This window comes from Pseudarthrobacter sp. AB1, assembly GCF_014926485.1.
Classification (GTDB): domain Bacteria; phylum Actinomycetota; class Actinomycetes; order Actinomycetales; family Micrococcaceae; genus Arthrobacter.
Window position 1 is genome coordinate 1 of record NZ_PZKO01000031.1, and the last position, 20,501, is coordinate 20,501.

The following is a 20,501-nucleotide window of genomic DNA, read 5'->3' on the forward strand; positions in this document are numbered from 1 at the left end:
CGCCTACAACCGCACCGAACGCTTCGCCGCCGGCGAATTCCCCAACCAAGCCACCGGCGCCGACGACGGCCTGCACATCTGGACCCAAGCAGACCGGAACATCGTGGACCAAGACCTCGTAGTCTGGTACACCTTCGGCATGCACCACGTCGTCCGCCTCGAAGACTGGCCCATCATGCCCCGCCAAAACATCGGCTTCATGCTCGAACCCCACGGATTCTTCGACCAAAACCCCACCCTCAACCTCCCCACCAACGAAAACCGAACCCAAACAACCAACACCGAAACATGCTGCACCACCGACAAATAAGCCCGGACCAGCTTCAGGAAAGCAAAGAACCAGGCATCTGAGCTAAAGCTGGAAAAACGAACAACCCTCAAACAGGCGGTCCCCGGTGCTGTAACCAAAGCACCGGGGACCGCCTGCACCTAACCCAAACCCTGTAGCGAGAGTGTGATCCGCGTGTTCAATATCCCCGCAATTACCTGGACCCTCACAGCCGTCCTGCTGCTCAGCGGAAGCTACCACCTCCTGCAGGCCACCAAACCCGACCAATTCATCGAACGGGTCAACAACAGCCTCCACGCCCTCATGAACCTCCTAATGGCCGCCATGCTCTGGAACCTCGCACCCTCCACCGTGCTGGCCCAGATCGCCGTCCTCACCGGCGCAGCGCTCTGGTTCATTATCCAGGCCGTCGCCCGGCCCGAATTCAAAATACTCTGCACAGGCAGCCTGAGCCGCCTGAAATGCGTTTACCACAGCGTCAGCATGGCCGGCGCCGCACTCATGATCACCATGATGACGAGCCACATCACCCCCGGCGCCGCAGAAACCATGCCATTGCCCAACGCCCACCACGCAATGCCCCAGCTACCCCGCGCCACTGCCACCGCAACCCTCGATCATCTACCCAGCCTCGCCACCCCGCTGACAATCATCTTCGCAACCGCGGCGCTGATCTTCATCGCCCTTCTTTTGCGCACCCGGAAACCGGCAACCACGGAGCCCAAAAAGACCGCTCACTCCCCCCGGGAAAAACACAGCCTCGAAGCCCTCGGCGCCGCCATCATGGCCCTCATGTTCGCCACCATGGCTTAGGTGTTGATCCCCAGTGAACACTGCGGGAGGCCCCGGTACAAACCCACGGGGAGGTTGATCTTGAGACTGACTTCCGGCCCGGCCACCCGCCGTCGGGTCCTACAAGCGAGGCCAAAGGATCTGTTATGTCGTGGTTAATCCTCATTCTTTCCGGGTCGATGGAGGCCGTCTGGGCCGCCGCCCTGCACCGGACCTTCCAATCTTCCGGCCGGCGCCGTGTCCCGCCCGCGCTCCTCTTCCTGGTCTCCGCCGTCGCCAGCATGGGCGGACTCGCCCTCGCCATGCAGTCCATCCCTACCGGGACCGCCTACGCCGTCTGGGTGGGCGTAGGCGTGGTGCTGACCTCCGCCTACGCGATCATCACCAAAACGGAACGTCCGACGACGGCCCGCCTCCTGCTGCTCACCGGCATCGCCGCGTGCGTGGTTGGCCTCAAGGTGGTGGCGTAATGACCAAGCGTTCCGTCGCCTGGCTGCTGCTCCTCGCCTCCGCCGTACTGGAAGCCGTGTGGGCCACGGCGTTGGGCAATTCCGATGGTTTCACCCACCTGCTGCCCACCTTGGTCTTCGCGGTCACGGCCACCCTGAGCATGACCGGCCTCGGCCTGGCTATCCGCAGCATCCCGCTCGGCACCGCCTACGCCGTCTGGGTGGGAATCGGCGCTGCGCTGACGGTGGGCTGGGCGATGGCCACCGGCGTCGAACCCTTCAGCCTGTTGAAGGTACTCTTCATCGCCGGGATTGTGGGCTGCGCGGCGGGATTGAAATCCCTGCCGGCAGTCGCCACATCCCCTGCCGACCGTTCCGACCGTTCCGACACCAAGGTGCCCGCCTGAGGCCGCGCTGGTTCAGACGCCGGCTTTGAGGAGAAGTGCGTCAATCATCATAAAGAACTGGGCGCGATGATCGGCGGCCTTCGGGTCGGTCATGTATTGAATGGCCGCTCCGTCGTAAATCATCAAAAAAATCCTGACCAGCGTAGCGAACTCCATGAGGCACTGTTCGCCGGTGTTCTGGGCGGCGGAAGCGAACATATTTCCGAGTTCCACTTCATAGGCGGGATAAATCCTCCCGGCCAGCGGGCTGACGGCGGCATTGCGTGTTGCCCACAAAATGAGTTCAATCTCAGAAAGTATGCTTTCGGGCTCTTCCTCAAGGGCGCGCCAGTAGCCTTCGGCTACCTGTTCCACAGCCTTGCGAAGGCCTAAATGGACCGGGACGTCGCTTGAGAAGCGGCTCAAGTTCTTAAACCAAGCCTCGGCGGCCGCCTCCATCAGCTCCTCTTTGTTGCTGAAGCAATAGTGTGCTGTAGCCAGTGGAGCGTTAGCCTCCTTGGCAATGGCCCGGATGGTCACGGACTGAACGCCCTCACGACGCATAAGTTCAACTGTCGCTGAAATCAGCTGTTCTTTTCGATCTTCAGCGGATACCCGCATAGCTCACTCTCCAGTCTCCCGATTTCGGCCCGTCAGGGACACTTCCTCAAGACTATTGCCTGCGCGTTCGAAAAAAGGCCCAGGCCCCTCTTCACGAACGGTTGACTTGAACATTCGTGGTGTAACAGTCAAGCTTCTTCCTTCTTGCGTGCCGACATAGAGCAAGGAGTGCAACCAGTAGGGCGCGCCTCAGCGGACCCTTCGCCGCTGCTCCTGCACCCAGCCCCATCCACGCCGGGCCCAGTCCGAGGGTTTGCCCTCGATCAGCAGCTTTCGCGTGTGGATGTCCAGGACCAGGAGGTAGAACGTGAACAGCAGCGCCGTCACGAACGCCAAAGACGACGCGTCAATGGCCAGCTCTACAAAGGACCAGACCGAGAGCTGGTCTTGCGCGCCGAACACCACAAAGAACGTCACACCCACGTAGAGGCACCGGATCTGCCAGTCGTTCCGGATGCCGGTGGCAGCCAGGAACGGCACAAACCAGAGAATGTACCAGGGCTGGATGATGGGCGAAAGCATCACAACGGCAGCGAACGCCAGGGCCAGCCGGCGCACCGCCCGCGAGTAATCGCCACGGAACATCAGCAGCAGCACCAGGCCTATAGCCGCCCACTTCATGCCCGTCCGCAAAAGGTCCGCGATAGTGCCGCCCGGCAGTCCCAGCACATTGCCGAGGAACTCGACCTGCTGCCCCAGGAACCCCGACGGCGAATACCCGGTGTACCCCGGCGTCGGGTCCATGATGGCCCACACCCAGCCCAACCCGAGGTTGTAGGGGATCCCGCTGACGGCCAGCACGGCGAAACTAATTCCCGCCGTCGCGCCCCAAATGAGGAACTTCCGCGTCCACGAGGCGGCGGGCCCAGCCCACATCACCCCGATGAACGGGAGCAGCAGCACGGTGATCGGCTTGATCCCGATGGAGGCGGTGACCAGCAGGATGCCGGCCAAGTAGCGCTTCGTCGCGGCGAAATAGACACCGGCGACGGCGAGGCCCACCATCAGTGCGTCGTTGTGGGCGCTGGCCACGAAGCTGATGAGGAACAGTGGGTTGGCCACCGCGATCCAGAGCGCCCGCGCGCCGTTAATACTGTGCAGTTCTGCCAGCTTCGGCACGTAGATGACGCAGAGCAGAACCCCGAAGCCGGCGATCAGGCGGAAAAGCAGCACGGACACGTCGGGCTGGGCCCCTGTCAGCTGCACAACACCGCGGGCGAGCCACAGGAAGTAGGGCCCGTAAGGGGTCCTGTTCTCTGCCCAGGCCGGGTCCGCGCCAAGGGCGAACCAGTTGTTGAGTGTGGAGATGCCCACGGTGTAGGGATTTTGCCCCTCCATGACCAGGCGGCCCTGGCCGGTGTAGGCGTAGACATCGCGGGAGAAAATGGGGACGGCCAGCAGGAGCGGCAGGGACCAGGCGGAGATGGCTATGACCACCGACCGCAGCGAGTGTTCGCCCCAGTCACCCAGCCGCTGGCCCAGCCTGAGCCAGGACCGCATCAGGAGCATGGCCCCCACCGTCAAAAGCACGGTGGACAGCGTCACACCCCAGCCCTCGGTCCGCAGGGCGATGACCACCGGCTGGCGGATCATGGGTGAGCCGTTGGCGATCCAGCCCGTTCCGATCGAGCCAACAAACATCATGAGCGCGCCGAGGAACCCCTGCCCGGTGGCGACGTATACCCGGGGCTTCGTGGGGGGAACTGCAGCGGTAGCAGCCGACTTCGGGAACTCCGCGCCGGCGGCTGTCTTTTTCGACGGACCGGGGAAGTTCTTCGAAGTGCTGATGTGCGAACCGCCTGCCGTCATCTCTTGTGTGGTCCCCTACTTATGTTACGGCGCTGGCTGGACTAGCTATAGGCCGGTCTACAACCCAGCCATTTTAGCAGTTGGGCCGCGGCCTGCCCCAGCATGCTGGGGGCGGACGGACCCCCTGTTACGCAATGAGGCGTCGCGCCGCCCTTTGCACGCCGCAGCGGGAAATGATGCTTGGTCGCATTGGGTTCGGAAGGCACCGCGAACCTACTCCCGGTTAGGCTGGACCCACCACGTACACAGAGCGTGACCTGGGAGCAGCGGGCAGGGTTGTAATGAGCTGGCAGAGCCACCATGCGACCGAAGGATGCCCATGACTCACCACCAAAAGACCGCTCCCAGCACCGCTGGAGCCACCCGATGATGGCTCCAGGCAGCCTCACATCCTCTCGCAGGAGGAAGAACCGGATCCGCCACCCGAGGTTTGTTGTCGGTGAGCAGGTCAGCTTCGTCGAAGGAACACTCACCGGCACCGGGGTTGTGGATGCCGCCACGGCGGACTTCTCCATCATCTGGGTCTGGACCGATCACGGTGGCGGCCGAAAAATGTTCCTTCAGGGCCACGGTGCGATCGTTAAGTCCGCAAAGATCGGGTCACCTCAAAGTTCCCCTGACGACGGAGCAATGCACGCCGAATACGGAACCGTTACTGGCCCGGCGTGCGGATAATTCGCCGCTGCGTGCCCAGGGCGATGGCGGACGTCCGGTTGTCCACGCCGAGCTTGCCGTAGATGTGCACGAGGTGTGTTTTGACGGTGGCTTCGGAGATGAAGAGCCGCCGGGCGATGGCGCGGTTGGTCAAGCCGGTGGCCAGCAGTTCAAGGAGCTGGACCTCACGGGTTGTGAGGGCGGTTTCCGGGCTGCTGATCCGAGACATCAACAGTGCCGCAACCTTGGGCGCCAGCGCCGTCTGGCCGGCCGCCGCTGACAACACCGCCTGGCGGATCTGTTCCGGCGGGGCGTCCTTGATCATGTAACCACTGGCGCCCGCCTCAACGGCAGCCAGGATGTCCGCCTCGGTGTCGTACGTGGTCAGGATCAGGACCGGTGGCGGGGATTCCAGTTTGCGGATCGCTGCCGTGGCGGTAACACCATCCATCCCGGTGCCCATCTGCAGATCCATCAGCACCACGTCCACGCGCTCCCCCAGCGTCCGCAGCCGTGCGAGTTCGCGCAGCGCAGCGTCCCCGTCGGCGGCCTCGGCAGCCACGCTGAAGTCCTCGAATTCGGTCAGCATGGCGCGCAGGCCCGCGCGGACCACAGGGTGGTCATCCACCAGCAGAATGCGGAGCTCCCCCATCAGTTTTCCCCTCCCGGGCCGGGCAACTGCTGCCCGGGTATCGCCCCGCCTGTGAGCGGCAGCCGGACGGCGATGACGGTCCCCTCGCCCGGCGCCGTCTCCACGTCCACCGAGCCGCTCAGCTCACCCACCCGGGCAGCAAGCGAACGCAGCCCGAACCCACTGCCGTCCGCCCGGCCGGCCACGCCGGAACCGGGCGCCTCCGGCACAAAGCCCGTGCCGTCGTCGTACACGTCCAGTGTGACCTCGTCCCCGAGGAACGCGAGGGTGACGACGGCGGTGCTTGCCTTGGCATGAAGCCGGATGTTGGACAGGCTGGCCTGGGCGGCCCGGAGCAGGGTGACGCTGTACTGTGGCGGCAGCTCCGCGGGGTTGCCCACCAGCTCGAAGAGGCAGCGGAGTCCGTCACCGCGGGCGGCCGCCATGGTTTCGGTTTCGGCGCAGAGCCGCTGCAGGCTCTCCGGTAGCGACGACTCCTGGAGCTGCGGCGACGCGAGGCCGCGGACAAAGCTGCGGGCCTCCGCGAGGTTTTCCGACGCCGTCTGCTGCACCAGCGCGAACCGCTCGGCGGCGGCGGCAAGATCGCCGCTGGCCAGGGACTTCTCCGCCGCCCGCGCCACCAGGACGATGCTGGACAGGCCCTGCGCGAGGGTGTCGTGGATTTCGCGGGCCAGGCGCTCACGTTCAGCTGCGACACCGGCGTCGTGCTGGGTTTTGGCCAACTCGGCCCGGGTGCGCCGGAGTTCGTCCGCGGCCAGCCGCTGCGCCTCGCTCTCCTCGTAGAGAGCGCGGTATGCGAGCCCGGTGACTACGGCGAAAACGGCACCCAGCCCCGGTCCCAGGATTATGGGGAGGGTGGGTAACGGCAGTCCGCTGGCCACCCACTGCGAGGCAACAACGGCGGCCGTCATCGCGGCTATGGTGAGCAGCGCAATTCGTCGCGGGAGGACATGCAGGTGGAGGAAGAAAAGCGGAAAGGCGACCCAGGAAAACTCGGCGCTGCCCGCGAGGAGGATGCCCCACAGCACCGTGACAAGGCCCAGCCAAGGGGCGGCGTAGGGGTGCGGGTTGAAGCTGGAACGGCCGGCGGCGAAGCGCTTTTCCAGGATGGTGCCGGCGAGATACGCGGCCGCCAAGGCAAGTGCGAGTAGTGACCAGGCAAGGCGCTGGCTGGCTGCCGCGCCGTCCGCGCCAGCCGCCAAATGGAGCCGCAGGATGGCAACCAGCAGCAGCACGGCAAAACCGACATGAAGCGTCACCCGCAGGAACCGCAGGATGGCAGCCCCCGACGTGGTGGTCTGTGGGTCAGCGGCAGGCATTTGCTCAGCTTATGCGCCGGCGGGGACGTACGGATCAACCAAAAGGTTGACCGCCCCGTCAGCCCTTTGTCCCGCCCGGCTCAACCAAGTCCCCGATGCGGGTTGGGCGGATGCGCCGGAGAGTGGAATCAGAAGGAAATCCACCCCACTGAAGGAAGTACAACGTGTTTCTCGCTATTCGCGATATCCGGTTCGCCAAGGGCAGGTTTGCCCTGATGGGCGGCGTGGTGGCCTTGGTGACACTGCTGTTGGTGCTGCTGTCCGGGCTCACCGCCGGGCTGGGCGACCAGTCCACGTCCGCCATCGGGAAGCTGGGTGCCGGGTCTGGTCCTGGCTCCGGCGCTGAGGCCAAGCCGGTGGACAGCATCGTTTTTGGCGCCCCGGGCGCCAACCAGCCCACGGCGTCCTTCACCGAGAGCGAGGTGACGGCAGCGCAGGTGGACAGCTGGCAGGGCACCGCCGGGGTGGCCCGGGCCGAGGCCCTGGGTATCAGCCAGTCCCGCCTCCAGGGCGGCGACGGCGGCACCACCAACGTGGCGGTGTTCGGTGTTGCCGAGGACGGGCATCTGGCTCCGTCGCCGGTCAAGGCGGGGTCGGTGGTGATCGGCGCGACCGTCGCCGCAGATCTCTCGCTCGACGTCGGAGACAGCGCCACGGTGGGTGGCACTGAAGTGACCGTCACCGCCGTCGTGGATGACCAGTGGTATTCGCACACCGGCGTGGTGTGGACAGCGCTGCCCACCTGGACCGAGGTGGCGCACCTGGCTCCGGCTGCCGGCAGCACGCCGGGGAACACGCCCGGGAACACGCCCGTGGCGACCGTCGTGGCGGTCACCTTCCAGGACGGCGCCGAGGTGGACCAGGAGTCGGCCAATGCGATGGCGCAGACTGTCAGCACCACCCGCACAGGATCGTTCCAGGCGCTGGGCTCCTTTAAGAGCGAAAACGGGTCGCTGATGCTGATGCAGGCATTCCTCTATGGGATTTCGGCGCTGGTGATCGTGGCGTTCCTGACGGTCTGGACGGTTCAACGCACCCGCGATATCGCAGTCCTCAAGGCCATGGGCGCGTCCGGAGGTTACGTGCTCCGCGACGCCATGACCCAGGCCGCCATCGTGCTGCTGGCCGGCGCTGGCCTGGGCGGGGCGGTCGGAATTCTTGGCGGGTTCGCCGCAGCCCAGGCGGCGCCGTTCCTGGTCACGCCAGCCACCACGCTGCTGCCCGTGCTGGGAATTGTGGCCTTGGGCATGGCGGGTGCCGCGCTGGCAGTCCGCAAGGTGACCACCGTCGATCCGCTGATCGCTCTCGGCGGCAACTAACTCCTTTTTCACCCTCCGAAAGGTACTTCCCATGTCTGTCACACCTGCACTCCTGGCCACGCCAACTGCCGGCCCCGTCCTGGCCCGCCCGCCGCTGGCCCTCACCAACGTCACCCTCGAATACCCGGACGGCGGCGGAACCGTTAAGGCCCTGGACAGCGTCAGCCTCCAGGTCGCGGCAGGCCGGATGGTTTCGCTGGTGGGCCCGTCCGGCTCGGGCAAATCCAGCCTCCTGGCCGTGGCGGCAACCTTGGTCCGCCCCACCAGTGGGGACGTGGTCATTGACGGGACCAACACGGCGGGACTGAAGGACAAGGAACTGACCGCGCTGCGACGGGAGAAGGTGGGCATCATCTTCCAGCAGCCCAACCTCCTGGCCTCCCTGACCGCCGTCGAGCAGTTGATGATCGGCCACCACCTGCGCGGCAAGTCCCTGAAGGCCGCGCGTTCGCGCGCCGTGGAACTCCTGGATCTGGTGGGCCTGACCGGGTCCGCGGACAAGCGTCCGCATCAGCTCTCGGGCGGGCAGCGGCAGCGGGTGAACATTGCCCGGGCCCTGATGGGCAGTCCCAAAGTACTGCTGGTGGACGAGCCGACGGCGGCGCTGGACCACGCGCGCAGCGCCTCCATCGTCGGGCTGCTTCGCCGGGTCACGGACGAGTTCAAAGTGGCCACCGTGATGGTCACACACGACACGGAATTCGTGCCGCTGACCGACGCCGTCGCCGCAATGCGCGACGGCGGTTTGTCTGCACCGGCCGTACCCGGCGCCTTGCTTAATGCCTTACCCAGTGCCGGGGGCGCGGAGTAGGGTTCCGTCATGGACATCATCCTGGTACCCGGTTTCTGGTTGGACGCCTCATCGTGGGAGGAGGTGACGCCTGCCTTGGAGGCGGCCGGGCACACAACCCATCCGCTGACGCTGCCCGGCCTCGAATCTGTCGATACACCCCGGGCCGGCATCAGCCTTCAGGACCATATTGCCGCCGTCGTAAATTTTGTTGATCGCCTCGAGGGAAAAGTGGTCCTCGTGGGGCACTCCGGCGGGGGCGCGATCATCCACGCGGTGGCGGACGCGCGGCCAGACCGGGTGGCGCGGAACATCTACGTGGACAGCGGACCCCTGGGCGAAGGCGGCGCCATAAATGACGAGCTGCCCACCGACGGCGACGACGTGCCGCTGCCGCCGTGGGACGGATTCGAGGACGCCGACCTGGTGGACCTCACCGACGAGCTCCGCGCATCTTTCCGGGCCCGCGCCATTCCGCAGCCCAAGGGTGTGGCCTACGGCCGGCAGCGCCTGCATGACATCCGCCGCTACGACGTCCCCGCCACGGTGATCGCGTGCGAATTCCCGTCATCGCTCCTGACCGAATGGATCGACACCAGCCACCCCTTCACCGAGGAATTGGCTCGCATCCGCGACATCGAGTACGTGGACCTCCCCACCGGGCACTTGGCCCCAGTTCACCAAACCCGTGGAGCTTGGCCAGGCGATCCTGGCGGCGGTCGAGCGGGCGGGGTGACTTACATCCGGCCGATAACACCTGGACCACGCCGCCTGCTGACCAGCCCGAGGCAAAGGACGGCCGCTGCCGCGGAAACGGCTGCAACTATCCCGAACGGAACGGCGTCGGTGGCGCCGCCGATGCCCACCAAGGGAGCGGCGATCCCTCCGAAGGCGTACCGGGCCAGCCCCAGCAATGAGGAGGCCGTCCCGGCAATGTCGGGATAATCCTTGAGTGCCAGCGAGGTGGCCGGCGGGCTGGTCACAGCAACCCCGCTGACCATAGTGAAAAGGGACAAAATAATTGCACTCAGCGGCAGGTGCAGGAGCGCCGTCGCCAGCAGCCCCAGGGCGCCGGCCGCAGTCATAATCAGGCCCACGGTGAGTGTCCCCCGTTCGGACCACCGTTCGGCGAGCCGGCCGGCCATGAACCCGAAAACCATAAAGCCCAGTGAATTCAGGCCGAAGGCAAACGAGTAACCCTGCGGGGAGAGCCCATACGTGCCCTGGAGTATGTATGTTGCCCCGCTCAAATAGGCGAAGACCGCCGAGTACGTGAACCCGGTGATCAGCACGGCGCCGACGAACACCGGGTCGGCAAGAAGCCGGCGGAAATCCTGGATGGTATGGGAGAAGCCTCCGGTCACCCGCCGTTTCGCGGGCAGGGTCTCCTTGAAGATCACCAATGACGCCACCAGGACCGCGACCCCGACGGCGGCGAGGAACAGGAACACTCCGCGCCAGTCGGTCACGGTGGCCAGTTGCCCGCCAATGACCGGACCAATGATGGCGGCCAGTCCGCCGAGAACCGTGAGGCGGCCGTAGTAGCGGATCAGCTTGGCGCCCGAGTAGACGTCCCGTCCGGCGGCCTGCGCAATGACAATGCCCACGGCTCCGGCCAGACCCTGAACGAACCTCGCGATGATGAGCGTCTCCACGGTCGGGCTCAGCGCACAGAGAACCGAGGTGACTGTGTAGGCAACGACGCCGATCAGCAGCGGCATCCGCCGACCCAGCCGGTCGGAGAGGGGCCCGGCCACCAATTGACCGATGGCGAGGCCCAGCAGACACGCGGTGATGGTCAACTGGGCCACCGACGTCGTGCTTTGAAGCTCAGCGGTGAGCGCCGGGAGGACCGGCAGGTAGAGGTCCATGGAGATGGGACCGAAGATGGTCAGCAGGCCAAGCACAATCGCCAGGGGGCGGCCGACTGCCTGCTCGCGTGCGGGAATCGTGGTTTCGACGGCGGTCACGCTGGCTCCGTTCTTGGGGTGGGGGCAGGACTGGGGTTCACGTTCAATACAACCCGTCCATACCGGACCTAGCGAGGGCCCTCCCTATCAGGGGCCTGCCAATACCTCCCTCCGCTGCACCCGACGGGCGTGGCGGAGCGTCATTTTCGCTCTAATAGCGCTTATGTACGTTTCGGCGGATTGGGACTAAAATACAGTCATGAGTGAGATGACTGTGACCGACGCACGCAGCCGGCTTTCGGAAGCGGTCGATACCGCGCGGGTGAATCATGAACCGGTGTACCTGCTACGCCGGGGACGCCGCGTGGCCGCTTTGATCGACGCCGAGGATCTCGCCCGCTTGATCGAGGCTGCCGAGGACCTGGCGGATCTCCGCGCGGCGAGCTCTGCGCGGAACGAAATGGCCGAGACGGGCAACGGCCCCGTGCCTTGGGAGGAAGTCAAGGCGGAACTGGGCCTGGCGTGAGCTATGCCGTGCAGCTTGCTCCGGCCGCTGTCAGGCAGTTGCGCAAGCTTCCGCCCGACGCACGCCGACGCCTCCAAGCCGCCATCGAACTGCTCGCCGCGACGCCGCGTCCCCCAGGAGCCAAGAAGCTCTCCGGAAGCAGCGGCGACTGGCGTGTCCGTACCGGCGACTACCGGATCATCTACGAGATCCGGGACGCACAGCTGATCGTCTTGGTCGTCGCCATGGGCCACCGGCGCGACATCTTCCAACATCAGGTTTAAGAGCGTGCGCCCAACTGCGTCCGGGGCCGGGCCTGGACGGCGTGGATCACGCCCATAGTGTGCAACGCTGGTTGCATGGACCTGGAGGTATCGCCCGCGCTCACGATTCCCGCGTCGGAACTCCGCTGGCGGTTCTCGCGCTCGTCCGGGCCAGGCGGTCAGCACGTCAACACGACGGACAGCCGCGCCGAACTCTCGTGGAACATCGCCGGCTCCGCCGCCCTTTCGGATGACCAACGGCAGATGCTGCTGAGACGTCTGGGACCACGCCTCGTTACCGGAATCATCACCGTGGCTTCCTCCGAACAGCGCTCCCAACTGCGCAACCGCGAGACCGCCCTGGCCAAGCTCACCGAGCTGGTGGCAGAAGGCCTGGCACCCGAAGGCCCCAAGCGCCGGGCGACCAAACCGACCCGGGGTTCGGACCGCCGCCGCCTCGCCGCCAAGGAACAGCGGTCGGCGACGAAACGGCAACGGCAACGGCCGTCAGCCGAGTAGCGCCGCCCAACGGTCCCGCTGGCGGGACCAAGCCGCGATCCCGCCGTCGGGCCCTATCCCTGCGGGTTTGCGCCCGTTGTGGCTGAGGCGGATCCGCCGGCGCGGCGGACCCAGGTATACGCAGCCCAGATAAACAGCAACAGCGCCACGAGGACCAGCCCGGCGTGGCCCAGGTCGAGCTCAGCCAGGAAAGTGGTCACGGGGTCGGTGAGCCCGAGCATCGCGTGCAGTACACCGGCGATGGTGATGACCGAGATGAACAGGGCAGAGGCTGCGGACACACCGGTGATGACCATGTTGAAGCCGATACGGCGCCGGGGGTCCACAACGGCGCTTCGGTACATCTTCATCATGGCGACGCCGTTCACCGTATCGCACAGCGTCATCGCCGCCATGAAGCCGAAGGGCAGGGCCATCAGCGCGACCGGCGAGATGCCGGCGAGGGCGGCCGTCGCCGTGAGGAGCAGGAACGCGATGGTCGAGGCCGTGTCGAAGCCGAGGCCGAAAAGGAAGCCCAGGACAAAAATGTCGCGTGGGCGTTTTACCCGGGAGAGCGGCTTGTCGAGCAGGCGGGCCACCAGACCGGTCGGCGCGAGCGCCTCGCGGGTGACGGTTGCACCGTCCTTGACCCGGCGGTACAACAAGGCGGTACGTCGGCACGCGGCGGCGTTGTAAACGCCGATGGTCAGCAGGAACAGCCCCGAGACGGATGCCCCGGTAATACTCAAAACCATGTTCGCGGACGATCCGTCATTAAGTGCATCCTGAATGATGCCGGCACCGCTGACCACAAGGACCCCGGCGAGCACAACCACCATGCTGTGGCCCATGCTGAAGGCGAAGCCCACGCTGACGGGGCTGCGGCCCTGGGCCGCGAAGCGGCGGGTGGAGTTGTCGATCGCCGCAATGTGGTCCCAGTCGTAGCTGTGCTTCACACCGGCAAGGTAAGCGGTGATGAGCAGGCCGAGCACCACAGGGTTGTGGTTTGTCCGCAGGGAATCGGCCAGCAGCGCGAGCATCACCCCGTGAAGGGCGGCGACAGCCGCGAAGGTCACCGCCAAGCGGCGGGCCGTCGGGAGGGCTTCCCGCTCGTGGTGGTTCAAGACGGCTTTCATTTAGTACTTTCGAAGGTTAAGGCGGGGCTGGCCGTGCCAGCGGAAGCGCAGGAAATCGATGCCGGCGCGGATGACGGCGTCCAGCGGCTCGGTGGCGTGGGACAGGGCCCGGATGGCCAGGCCGCCGTCGAGCAGTGACATGCCCAGATTGCACGCGCCGGCCAGCGGCAGCAGCTGCTCATGCAGCTCGTTCAGGAGCGCGGCATCGACACGGGCATCCATGACCAGGAGGGAACCGACGTGGGTGTAGTCCTCGAGGAAGGCCATGCCGTCCAGCGGGGCGGCACCGGTCAGCGGGCGGATCAGCAGGTTGTCGAGCACCGCCAGGCGCCCGTTGACCGAGATCTCGTTCCGCAGACGGATCTCGTCGTAGCCGAACAGGGCGCCGTCCGGCGACCAGCCCGGGGTGACGATCTCGGCCATCACCAGCGAGGCGCTGCCGTCCATCTCAATCACAGTGGCCTGCCGGTAGGTTGCGCCGCGGTAGGCGATCAGCGGGTCCGGCACGGATTCCAGGCTCGCGTTGGGGCCGAGCCGGATGTGTGTCCGCTGCTCGGCCCGGTTCCCGGGCGTGCGGTAGACCTTCGTCGCTGACTGTGTGGTCAGCAGGAGCCGGGCCCCTGTCTCCACGGCGATGTCGATTTCATACTCGTCGCCACCGACGTACCCGCCCCCGGGATTGATCACCACGTAGCAGACCTGGCCGGTGTCATCGAGGTAGTGCGGGCGGAGAATACGCAGCGCCCCCTGGTGGTACTGGCTGGTGGCGATGCAGCGGTCGCCTCGCACACCCACGGTGAGGGCGAGCGTACCGGCGAGTTCGACGGCGGCGCGGCGCACCGGGAGTTCCGGCGCGGGTGCACCCGTCACTGGCGGAGATCAAGCATAAGCACGTCGCGCCTGATCCAGTTGATGACGTGCTCCAGGCCTTCGTCGGTTTTGAGGTTAGTGAAGCAGTACGGCTTGTTGCCGCGGAACTCGAGCGTGTCCGCTTCCATCACGGAGAGGTCGGCGCCCACATACGGGGCCAGATCCTTCTTGTTGATGATGAAGAAGTCGGACTTGATCATGCCCTGGCCGGCCTTGCGCGGGATCTTCTCGCCCTGCGCCACGTCGATGATGTAGATCGAGAAGTCCACCAGCTCCGGGCTGAATGTGGCCGAGAGGTTGTCTCCCCCGCTTTCGATGAAGACGACTTCGAGGCCGGGGTGGCGAAGCCGCAACTCCTCCACAGCGGCCGAATTCATCGACGTGTCCTCCCGGATGGCCGTGTGCGGGCAGCCGCCGGTTTCGATTCCGATGATGCGGTCCAGGGGCAGGATCCCGTTGGCCGCGAGTATCTTGGCGTCCTCGATGGTGTAGATGTCGTTGGTGATCGCGGCCATCGAAATCTCGGCGCTGAGGTGGCGGGTCAGGCGTTCCACGAGCTGGGTCTTGCCTGCGCCGACAGGACCGCCGACGCCGATTTTGATGAGTTTCATGGTGCTCCTTGCTATGTATTGGGTGCGGCGAACCGCGGACTGCTAAGACATAAACATGCGGACGCGCTGGCGTTCGTGGCGCATCTGGGCGATTTCGAGGCCGGGGGCCGTGATTCCGAAGTCGTCGGCATCGAGTGCCTGGATCCGGCGGACTGCGTCCATGATCTTCGGATGCGTTCCCAGCAGGACACGCTGCCCGGCATCCTGCCCGATGGGGATGGCCCGGATGGCATTTTGGGTCAGGGACGTGACTGCCGTGAAGAGATAGCTCGCCAGCAATTCCTCCAGCGGGACGCCCAACTGCCGGCCGGCAACGCCGAACGCGACAGCCGGATGCCCGGCGCAACGCCCAGATTCGACGTCGACCGCGTAGTCCGCGAGCCGTGTACCCGGCGCCACGGTTCCGGCGATGGCCAGCATCCGTGCGCCCATCTTGGTCCCTGCTTCGCGGACCTCCCGGGGCAGTGCCGCCGCGGCGATCATCCGGTCGACCCTGGCAATCCCGTCCACTGAGGACGCCTCGAACGCGAGGCGCAGGGCGAATCCGTCACTGTAGGTCAGTTGGATGCTCACAAACTGGCCCAGCCAGCTGGCGAAGCTCGCTTCGCCGTCGATGAGCCCGCGTTCCAGGAACGTCTCCATCCCGAAGGAATGACTGAACCCGCCCGTGGGGAGCGCAGAGTCAGAGAGCTGCAACAGCGGCAGCAGGTACGTCGGCGGCTCGTTCACGCGCTCAGTGGGTGTGTCCGGCATGGCGGAACGGCACAGGCACCACACGTTCCTGGCGCGAGTACGGCACGCCCGCGTGGATCAGGTAGTCCTCGATCGTGTGGTCGTACTGCACCACCATCACGTCGGCGCCGTACTCGCCATCGGCGTCGAAAAACTGCGCCTGCATGTGCCGGTTGCCGAGGTTGTGCGCCACGACCCCCATTTCACGGATGCTGCGGGCGGCAATAACAAGGACGTCCGTTGCCAGGGCTGTCACCACGATGACCGTTTTGTGGTCGCGGAACAGGATGTCGCCGTCGCGGAGATCCCGCACCGGGCCTGCGGAATCGCTGAGTCGGATGCCCAGCTCACGGCCGTGGTCCGTGGTCACACGCTGGATTTTTTTGACGAGTTCCGCGCTCGGCAGCAGGACCTGCTCCTCGTGGAGGCCGGCCAGCTCGCCGTCGGGGAGATCGTGCCGGTTGGCGATGATGTGGTCGATGATCATATATGCCCCCTTAGGGATATGTGTCTAAAAGAGGAAGTAGCGCTGCGCCATGGGCAGCACTGTCGAGGGCTCGGCCGTGATCGGCTCGCCGTCGACAGTCACCGAGTAGGTTTCCGGGTCGACCCCGATATCCGGTGTCGCCCCGTTGTGTTTCATGTCTGTCTTGGTGAGGGTGCGGATCCCGCTCACCGGCCGGATCACGCGGCGCAGGCCCAGCTCTTCGGGGACTCCGGCAGCGATGGCGGCCTGGGAAAGGAAAGTGATGGACGAGGTGTGTACCGCGGTCCCGAGTGCCCCGAAGTTGCCGCGCAGGGTGCGTGGCTGCGGGGTGGGGATCGAGGCGTTGGGATCCCCCATAACGCTCATGACCGTTTGCCCGCCCTTGAGCACGAGCTCGGGCTTGACGCCGAAGAACATCGGGTCCCAGAGCACGAGGTCGGCGAATTTTCCCTCCTCGATGCTTCCGACCGAGTCCGCGATGCCGTGGGCGATCGCCGGGTTGATCGTGTATTTGGCGACGTAGCGTTTGAGTCGGACGTTGTCTCCCACCTCGGGGTCGCCGTCGAGCTTTCCGCGTTGGCGCTTCATGGCGTCCGCTACCTGCCAGGTGCGCAGGACCACCTCGCCCACGCGGCCCATGGCCTGCGAATCGGAGCTGGTGATGGAGAAGATGCCCATGTCATGCAGCACGTCCTCCGCCGCGATGGTTTCCTTGCGGATCCGCGAATCAGCGAAGGCCACATCTTCGGGGATGTCCGGGCTCAGGTGGTGGCAGACCATCAGCATGTCGAGGTGTTCGTCGATGGTGTTGACCGTGTACGGCAGGGTGGGATTGGTCGACGCCGGCAGGACGTTGGGCATCGCCGCGATCCTGATGATGTCCGGAGCATGCCCGCCGCCGGCGCCTTCGGTGTGGAACGTGTGGATGACGCGGCCGCCGATGGCCCGAATGGTGTCTTCGACAAAACCGCACTCGTTGAGGGTGTCGGAGTGGATGGCCACCTGCACGTCATACTCATCGGCAACACGCAGCGACATGTCGATCGAGGATGTGGTGGAGCCCCAGTCTTCATGCACCTTCAGCCCGATGGCGCCGGCCCGGATCTGCTCCGCGAGGGGCTCGAATGCACTGGCGTGGCCTTTGCCGAGCAGGCCGATATTGATCGGCAGGTTCTCCACCGCCTGAAGCATGCGTGAAATGTGCCAGGCGCCCGGCGTCACAGTGGTGGCCTTGGTCCCTTCGCTCGGTCCGGTACCGCCACCGATCAGGGTGGTAACCCCCGACGCCAGCGCCACCGGCACCTGATCGGGACTCACAAAGTGCACGTGCGTATCAATGCCGCCCGCGGTGAGGATCTTGCCCTCGCCCGCGATGATGTCGGTGGCAACGCCGATGGTGATGTTCACACCCCGGGAAATCTGGGGGTTGCCGGCCTTGCCGATCTTGAAGATGTGCCCGTCCCGCAGGGCCACGTCGGCTTTGTAGATGCCGGTGTAGTCGAGCACGATCACGTTGGTGATCACGGTATCCGGGATGTCGTCGTCGCGGACCAGCTGCCCGTTCTGGCCCATGCCGTCACGGATGACCTTGCCGCCGCCGAACACCGCCTCTTCACCGTAGTTGGTGTGATCGTACTCAATTTCGAGGAACAGATCCGTGTCGGCCAGGCGAACGGCATCGCCCGTGGTGGGGCCGTAGAGGTCCGAGTACTGTTTGCGGCTCAGTTCGAAGCTCATTTGGTGTCATCCTGAAGGGAGATCAGTCCGCGGCTCGGCTCGAGCGGTCCGTTGATGCGGTCCCGGAACCCGTAGACCGCACGATCGCCCGAGAACGCGAGCAGGTTGACTGTCTTTTCATCCCCGGGCTCGAACCGCACCGCGGTACCTGCCGGGATGTCCAGCCGGAAGCCGTAGGCCGCCCCGCGGTCGAACTTGAGGGCATCGTTCACCTCGAAAAAATGATAATGGGAGCCCACCTGGATGGGGCGGTCGCCGCGATTGATCACGGCGAGCGCGCGGGGAATGAGGCCCGCATTGCAGGTGATGGGCTCCGGGCGGAGGATGTATTCGCCGGGTTTCATGGGGTTCTCCTTCGCCTAGCGAATGGGATTGTGCACGGTGACGAGCTTGGTGCCGTCCGGGAACGTCGCTTCGACCTGGACGTCCTGGATCATGTCGGCGACACCTTCCATGACATCGTCCCTGGTCAGGATGGTGGTGCCATAGCTCATGAGGTCAGCCACCCGGCGTCCGTCGCGGGCGCCCTCGACCAGCTCGTACGTAAGAATCGCGACGGATTCCGGATGGTTGAGCTTGAGTCCGCGCTTCTGCCGCCGTCGTGCGAGGTCGGCAGCAACCACAATCATCAGTTTTTCGCTTTCGCGTGGCGTCAGATGCATTAAAGGCTCCCAATCATTCGCGATAAATCGCGAGCTCCCACTCGTTATCTACAACCGGTCAAAAGGCGACCGGGAGGCCCGTGGATGACTGAAGACTATCAGAATCCCGTAGGGAAACGCCCCGGGCGACCGCTGTCGAATCAACGTCACGCATTGTGACCAGGTTGAGCGAATTCCTCCTGCCGGGTTTTCCTGATTAAGCCAGGCAGGCCCGAACGGCTCAGCCGATGATCGCCAGCACAGCCCCGGCGCTCACAACGGCGCCGGCGTCTGCGCGGATCCCGGTCAGCGTACCGGCGCGGTGCGCGGTCACCTGGGTCTCCATCTTCATCGCCTCAAGAACCACAACGGCGTCGCCCGCCGACACCTCGGCGCCCGGCTCCACGAGCCACTTCACCACAGTCCCGGCCATATCTGCCCGCAGCTCGCCGGGATCAGCGGCGCCAGCCCCGCCGTCGGCAGCGCCATCCAAACCAGCCCCATCCAAATCAGCCCCGTCAAGGGAAACACCGGCCGGAACGGCCGCACCGGAGCGCGCCCAGCCGTCCAGCAGGTCAGCGGGAAGGCCGACGGCGAGGCGCCGGCCGTCGATGTCGACGGTAATGGTGCGCCGCTCACCGTCCGGAACGGACGTGCCGAACTCCGGATCCGCCGCGATGGAATCCGCGAAGTCAGTCTCGATCCAGCGCGTGTGAATGCCGAGCGCGGTTTCGGAGGTGAAGTCCGGCGCCCGAACAACGGCCCGGTGGAACGGCAGGACGGTGGCCACACCGGTGATCTCCATTTCCGCGAGGGCGCGGCGGGCACGGCGCAGTGCCTGCTGGCGGTCGGCTCCGGTGACGATCAGCTTGGCCAGCAGGGAATCGAACTGCGGCGCCACGATGGAACCGGAGCGGACCCCGGTGTCCAGGCGGATGCCGGGACCCGTCGGGCCGCTGAAGGTCGCGATCGTGCCGGGCGACGGAAGGAAGCCCCGGCCCACGTCCTCGGCGTTGAGCCGGAATTCAAACGAGTGGCCGGACGGCGTGGGATCGGCGGTGAAGCGCAGCGGCTCACCTGCGGCAATCCGGAACTGCTCCTGGACCAGGTCCACGCCGGTGGTCTCCTCGGTGATGGGGTGCTCCACCTGCAGGCGCGTGTTCACCTCGAGGAACGCGACGGTACCGTCGGCGGCCACCAGGAACTCCACCGTCCCGGCCCCCGAATAGGAGGCTTCGCGGCACACTGCCTTGGCGGCGTCGTAAATCTGTTGGGTCTGCTCTTCGGTCAGGAAGGGTGCGGGGGCCTCTTCCACGAGTTTCTGGTGCCGGCGCTGCAGCGAGCAGTCGCGGGTGCCCACCACCACCACGTTGCCGTGCTGGTCCGCCAGGACCTGGGCCTCCACATGGCGGGGCCGGTCCAGGTACCGCTCCACAAAGCACTCGCCGCGACCGAAGGCCACCACCGCTTCGCGGACCGCGGAATCGAAGGACTCCTCGATCTGGTCCATCTCGCGGACCACTTTCAGCCCGCGTCCGCCGCCGCCGAAGGCCGCCTTGATGGCAATCGGCAGGCCGTGCTCCTCGGCGAACCTGCGGACCTCCGCGGCCGAATCCACCGGGCCGTCGCTGCCGGCCACCAACGGGGCACCGGCGCGGACGGCGATCTCGCGCGCCGTGATCTTGTTGCCCAGCTGGAGGATGGCCGCCGGGGTGGGTCCGATCCAGGTCAGGCCGGCGTCGAGGACGGCCTGCGCGAATTCGGCGCTCTCGGACAGGAAGCCGTAGCCGGGGTGCACCGCGTCCGCCCCGGACTCCGCGGCCACGCGCAGGAGGTTGGGGATATCGAGGTACGTTTCCGACGGCGAGTTGCCGCCCAGGGCGTAGGCCTCGTCCGCGGCGGAGACGTGCATGGCGTCGGCATCGACGTCGGCGTACACCGCCACGGACTCCAGTCCGGCGTCTTCGCAGGCGCGGGCGATGCGGACGGCGATTTCTCCGCGGTTGGCGATCAGGACCTTACGCATCAGAT

The 20,501-nt window shown here is 65.7% G+C and carries 23 protein-coding genes and 2 pseudogenes; 11 read left to right on the forward strand and 14 right to left on the reverse strand.

Features of this window, described 5'->3' with window-relative positions; genetic code table 11:
* The 4 genes and pseudogenes from DAD99_RS08220 to DAD99_RS08235 all read left to right on the forward strand — a co-directional run.
* Positions 1 to 310, forward strand: a pseudogene (locus DAD99_RS08220) (tyramine oxidase); the annotation flags it as partial.
* A gap of 153 nt (positions 311 to 463) precedes the next feature.
* A complete protein-coding gene (locus DAD99_RS08225) occupies positions 464 to 1,102 on the forward strand; it encodes a DUF5134 domain-containing protein (protein WP_193341125.1) in 639 nt (212 codons plus the stop codon).
* 125 nt (positions 1,103 to 1,227) lie between these two features.
* On the forward strand, positions 1,228 to 1,551 hold the full coding sequence (locus DAD99_RS08230; RefSeq protein WP_193341126.1) for a multidrug efflux SMR transporter: 324 nt from the start codon (positions 1,228 to 1,230) through the stop codon (positions 1,549 to 1,551).
* Positions 1,551 to 1,937 (forward strand): multidrug efflux SMR transporter, encoded by a 387-nt coding sequence (locus DAD99_RS08235; RefSeq protein WP_193341127.1) that lies wholly within the window; start codon positions 1,551 to 1,553, stop codon positions 1,935 to 1,937. Before DAD99_RS08230 ends, DAD99_RS08235 begins: the two co-directional genes overlap by 1 nt.
* Positions 1,938 to 1,949: 12 nt before the next feature.
* Here DAD99_RS08235 and DAD99_RS08240 read toward each other — a convergent pair whose 3' ends face one another.
* Positions 1,950 to 2,537, reverse strand: a complete 588-nt coding sequence (locus DAD99_RS08240) for a TetR/AcrR family transcriptional regulator (RefSeq protein WP_185262129.1) — start codon at positions 2,535 to 2,537, stop codon at positions 1,950 to 1,952.
* Positions 2,538 to 2,726: 189 nt separating this feature from the next.
* The gene (gene mptB, locus DAD99_RS08245) at positions 2,727 to 4,346 is read right to left on the reverse strand and encodes a polyprenol phosphomannose-dependent alpha 1,6 mannosyltransferase MptB (protein WP_193341128.1); all 1,620 of its coding nucleotides are present in this window, start codon (positions 4,344 to 4,346) and stop codon (positions 2,727 to 2,729) included.
* A 300-nt stretch (positions 4,347 to 4,646) separates the two neighbouring features.
* On the opposite strand from mptB, the gene DAD99_RS21605 reads away from it, so the two are divergent.
* Positions 4,647 to 5,021 carry a hypothetical protein gene (locus DAD99_RS21605; RefSeq protein WP_227007807.1) on the forward strand — a complete coding sequence of 125 codons (375 nt, stop codon included), beginning with the start codon at positions 4,647 to 4,649 and terminating at the stop codon, positions 5,019 to 5,021.
* Here the strand turns inward: DAD99_RS21605 and DAD99_RS08255 are convergent.
* Both DAD99_RS08255 and DAD99_RS08260 read right to left on the reverse strand, forming a co-directional pair.
* The gene (locus tag DAD99_RS08255) at positions 4,999 to 5,652 is read right to left on the reverse strand and encodes a response regulator transcription factor (protein ID WP_193341129.1); all 654 of its coding nucleotides are present in this window, start codon (positions 5,650 to 5,652) and stop codon (positions 4,999 to 5,001) included. The two genes, DAD99_RS21605 and DAD99_RS08255, sit on opposite strands and share 23 nt — an antisense overlap.
* Positions 5,652 to 6,971, reverse strand: a complete 1,320-nt coding sequence (locus DAD99_RS08260) for a sensor histidine kinase (RefSeq protein ID WP_193341130.1) — start codon at positions 6,969 to 6,971, stop codon at positions 5,652 to 5,654. The genes DAD99_RS08255 and DAD99_RS08260 overlap by 1 nt, the downstream gene beginning before the upstream one ends.
* A gap of 164 nt (positions 6,972 to 7,135) precedes the next feature.
* On the opposite strand from DAD99_RS08260, the gene DAD99_RS08265 reads away from it, so the two are divergent.
* The 3 genes and pseudogenes from DAD99_RS08265 (at position 7,136) to DAD99_RS08275 (ending at position 9,816) form a co-directional block, all read left to right on the forward strand.
* A complete protein-coding gene (locus tag DAD99_RS08265; RefSeq protein ID WP_193341131.1) occupies positions 7,136 to 8,290 on the forward strand; it encodes an ABC transporter permease in 1,155 nt (384 codons plus the stop codon).
* 31 nt (positions 8,291 to 8,321) lie between these two features.
* Positions 8,322 to 9,101, forward strand: coding sequence for an ABC transporter ATP-binding protein (locus DAD99_RS08270; protein WP_193341132.1), 780 nt, complete (start codon positions 8,322 to 8,324; stop codon positions 9,099 to 9,101).
* A gap of 9 nt (positions 9,102 to 9,110) precedes the next feature.
* Positions 9,111 to 9,816 (forward strand): annotated as a pseudogene (locus DAD99_RS08275) (alpha/beta fold hydrolase).
* A 1-nt stretch (position 9,817) separates the two neighbouring features.
* Here DAD99_RS08275 and DAD99_RS08280 read toward each other — a convergent pair.
* On the reverse strand, positions 9,818 to 11,050 hold the full coding sequence (locus tag DAD99_RS08280; protein WP_193341133.1) for a multidrug effflux MFS transporter: 1,233 nt from the start codon (positions 11,048 to 11,050) through the stop codon (positions 9,818 to 9,820).
* Between the two features lie 199 nt (positions 11,051 to 11,249).
* Between DAD99_RS08280 and DAD99_RS08285 the strand changes: the two genes are divergently transcribed.
* The 3 genes from DAD99_RS08285 to arfB all read left to right on the forward strand — a co-directional run bounded on the left by DAD99_RS08285 (position 11,250) and on the right by arfB (position 12,277).
* On the forward strand, positions 11,250 to 11,516 hold the full coding sequence (locus DAD99_RS08285; protein ID WP_193341134.1) for a type II toxin-antitoxin system Phd/YefM family antitoxin: 267 nt from the start codon (positions 11,250 to 11,252) through the stop codon (positions 11,514 to 11,516).
* Positions 11,513 to 11,779, forward strand: a complete 267-nt coding sequence (locus DAD99_RS08290) for a type II toxin-antitoxin system RelE/ParE family toxin (protein ID WP_193341135.1) — start codon at positions 11,513 to 11,515, stop codon at positions 11,777 to 11,779. The genes DAD99_RS08285 and DAD99_RS08290 overlap by 4 nt, the downstream gene beginning before the upstream one ends.
* A 75-nt stretch (positions 11,780 to 11,854) precedes the next feature.
* A complete protein-coding gene (arfB, locus tag DAD99_RS08295) occupies positions 11,855 to 12,277 on the forward strand; it encodes an alternative ribosome rescue aminoacyl-tRNA hydrolase ArfB (RefSeq protein WP_193341136.1) in 423 nt (140 codons plus the stop codon).
* A gap of 53 nt (positions 12,278 to 12,330) precedes the next feature.
* On the opposite strand, the gene DAD99_RS08300 is transcribed toward arfB, so the two are convergent.
* The 9 genes from DAD99_RS08300 to DAD99_RS08340 form a co-directional block, all read right to left on the reverse strand.
* Entirely contained in the window at positions 12,331 to 13,392 is a 1,062-nt protein-coding gene (locus DAD99_RS08300; protein WP_193341137.1) for a HoxN/HupN/NixA family nickel/cobalt transporter, read from the reverse strand.
* On the reverse strand, positions 13,393 to 14,262 hold the full coding sequence (locus DAD99_RS08305; RefSeq protein ID WP_309233226.1) for an urease accessory protein UreD: 870 nt from the start codon (positions 14,260 to 14,262) through the stop codon (positions 13,393 to 13,395).
* Positions 14,259 to 14,873: an urease accessory protein UreG gene (ureG, locus tag DAD99_RS08310; protein ID WP_141138964.1), complete on the reverse strand. Its 615-nt coding sequence runs from the start codon at positions 14,871 to 14,873 to the stop codon at positions 14,259 to 14,261. The genes DAD99_RS08305 and ureG overlap by 4 nt, the downstream gene beginning before the upstream one ends.
* A 42-nt stretch (positions 14,874 to 14,915) precedes the next feature.
* Positions 14,916 to 15,626, reverse strand: coding sequence for an urease accessory protein UreF (locus DAD99_RS08315; RefSeq protein ID WP_193341138.1), 711 nt, complete (start codon positions 15,624 to 15,626; stop codon positions 14,916 to 14,918).
* The gene (gene ureE, locus DAD99_RS08320) at positions 15,607 to 16,092 is read right to left on the reverse strand and encodes an urease accessory protein UreE (RefSeq protein WP_193341139.1); all 486 of its coding nucleotides are present in this window, start codon (positions 16,090 to 16,092) and stop codon (positions 15,607 to 15,609) included. The genes DAD99_RS08315 and ureE overlap by 20 nt, the downstream gene beginning before the upstream one ends.
* A 24-nt stretch (positions 16,093 to 16,116) precedes the next feature.
* On the reverse strand, positions 16,117 to 17,829 hold the full coding sequence (gene ureC / locus DAD99_RS08325) for an urease subunit alpha (protein WP_193341140.1): 1,713 nt from the start codon (positions 17,827 to 17,829) through the stop codon (positions 16,117 to 16,119).
* Positions 17,826 to 18,173 (reverse strand): urease subunit beta, encoded by a 348-nt coding sequence (locus DAD99_RS08330; protein ID WP_193341141.1) that lies wholly within the window; start codon positions 18,171 to 18,173, stop codon positions 17,826 to 17,828. Before DAD99_RS08330 ends, ureC begins: the two co-directional genes overlap by 4 nt.
* Positions 18,174 to 18,188: 15 nt before the next feature.
* Positions 18,189 to 18,491: an urease subunit gamma gene (locus tag DAD99_RS08335; RefSeq protein ID WP_193341142.1), complete on the reverse strand. Its 303-nt coding sequence runs from the start codon at positions 18,489 to 18,491 to the stop codon at positions 18,189 to 18,191.
* Between the two features lie 220 nt (positions 18,492 to 18,711).
* Positions 18,712 to 20,496 (reverse strand): biotin carboxylase N-terminal domain-containing protein, encoded by a 1,785-nt coding sequence (locus DAD99_RS08340; RefSeq protein ID WP_193341143.1) that lies wholly within the window; start codon positions 20,494 to 20,496, stop codon positions 18,712 to 18,714.
* Between the last annotated feature and the right edge of the window lie 5 nt (positions 20,497 to 20,501).

Bases quoted from the DNA above. Each gene is read 5' to 3' on its own strand.
- DAD99_RS08340 (WP_193341143.1), bottom strand. From the start codon at position 20,496: ATGCGTAAGGTCCTGATCGCCAACCGCGGAGAAATCGCCGTCCGCATC.
- ureC (WP_193341140.1), bottom strand. From the start codon at position 17,829: ATGAGCTTCGAACTGAGCCGCAAACAGTACTCGGACCTCTACGGCCCC.
- ureE (WP_193341139.1), bottom strand. From the start codon at position 16,092: ATGATCATCGACCACATCATCGCCAACCGGCACGATCTCCCCGACGGC.
- DAD99_RS08330 (WP_193341141.1), bottom strand. From the start codon at position 18,173: ATGAAACCCGGCGAATACATCCTCCGCCCGGAGCCCATCACCTGCAAT.
- DAD99_RS08240 (WP_185262129.1), bottom strand. From the start codon at position 2,537: ATGCGGGTATCCGCTGAAGATCGAAAAGAACAGCTGATTTCAGCGACA.
- DAD99_RS21605 (WP_227007807.1), top strand. From the start codon at position 4,647: ATGCGACCGAAGGATGCCCATGACTCACCACCAAAAGACCGCTCCCAG.
- mptB (WP_193341128.1), bottom strand. From the start codon at position 4,346: ATGACGGCAGGCGGTTCGCACATCAGCACTTCGAAGAACTTCCCCGGT.
- ureG (WP_141138964.1), bottom strand. From the start codon at position 14,873: ATGAAACTCATCAAAATCGGCGTCGGCGGTCCTGTCGGCGCAGGCAAG.
- DAD99_RS08300 (WP_193341137.1), bottom strand. From the start codon at position 13,392: ATGAAAGCCGTCTTGAACCACCACGAGCGGGAAGCCCTCCCGACGGCC.
- arfB (WP_193341136.1), top strand. From the start codon at position 11,855: ATGGACCTGGAGGTATCGCCCGCGCTCACGATTCCCGCGTCGGAACTC.
- DAD99_RS08285 (WP_193341134.1), top strand. From the start codon at position 11,250: ATGAGTGAGATGACTGTGACCGACGCACGCAGCCGGCTTTCGGAAGCG.
- DAD99_RS08230 (WP_193341126.1), top strand. From the start codon at position 1,228: ATGTCGTGGTTAATCCTCATTCTTTCCGGGTCGATGGAGGCCGTCTGG.
- DAD99_RS08270 (WP_193341132.1), top strand. From the start codon at position 8,322: ATGTCTGTCACACCTGCACTCCTGGCCACGCCAACTGCCGGCCCCGTC.
- DAD99_RS08260 (WP_193341130.1), bottom strand. From the start codon at position 6,971: ATGCCTGCCGCTGACCCACAGACCACCACGTCGGGGGCTGCCATCCTG.
- DAD99_RS08255 (WP_193341129.1), bottom strand. From the start codon at position 5,652: ATGGGGGAGCTCCGCATTCTGCTGGTGGATGACCACCCTGTGGTCCGC.
- DAD99_RS08235 (WP_193341127.1), top strand. From the start codon at position 1,551: ATGACCAAGCGTTCCGTCGCCTGGCTGCTGCTCCTCGCCTCCGCCGTA.
- DAD99_RS08335 (WP_193341142.1), bottom strand. From the start codon at position 18,491: ATGCATCTGACGCCACGCGAAAGCGAAAAACTGATGATTGTGGTTGCT.
- DAD99_RS08315 (WP_193341138.1), bottom strand. From the start codon at position 15,626: ATGCCGGACACACCCACTGAGCGCGTGAACGAGCCGCCGACGTACCTG.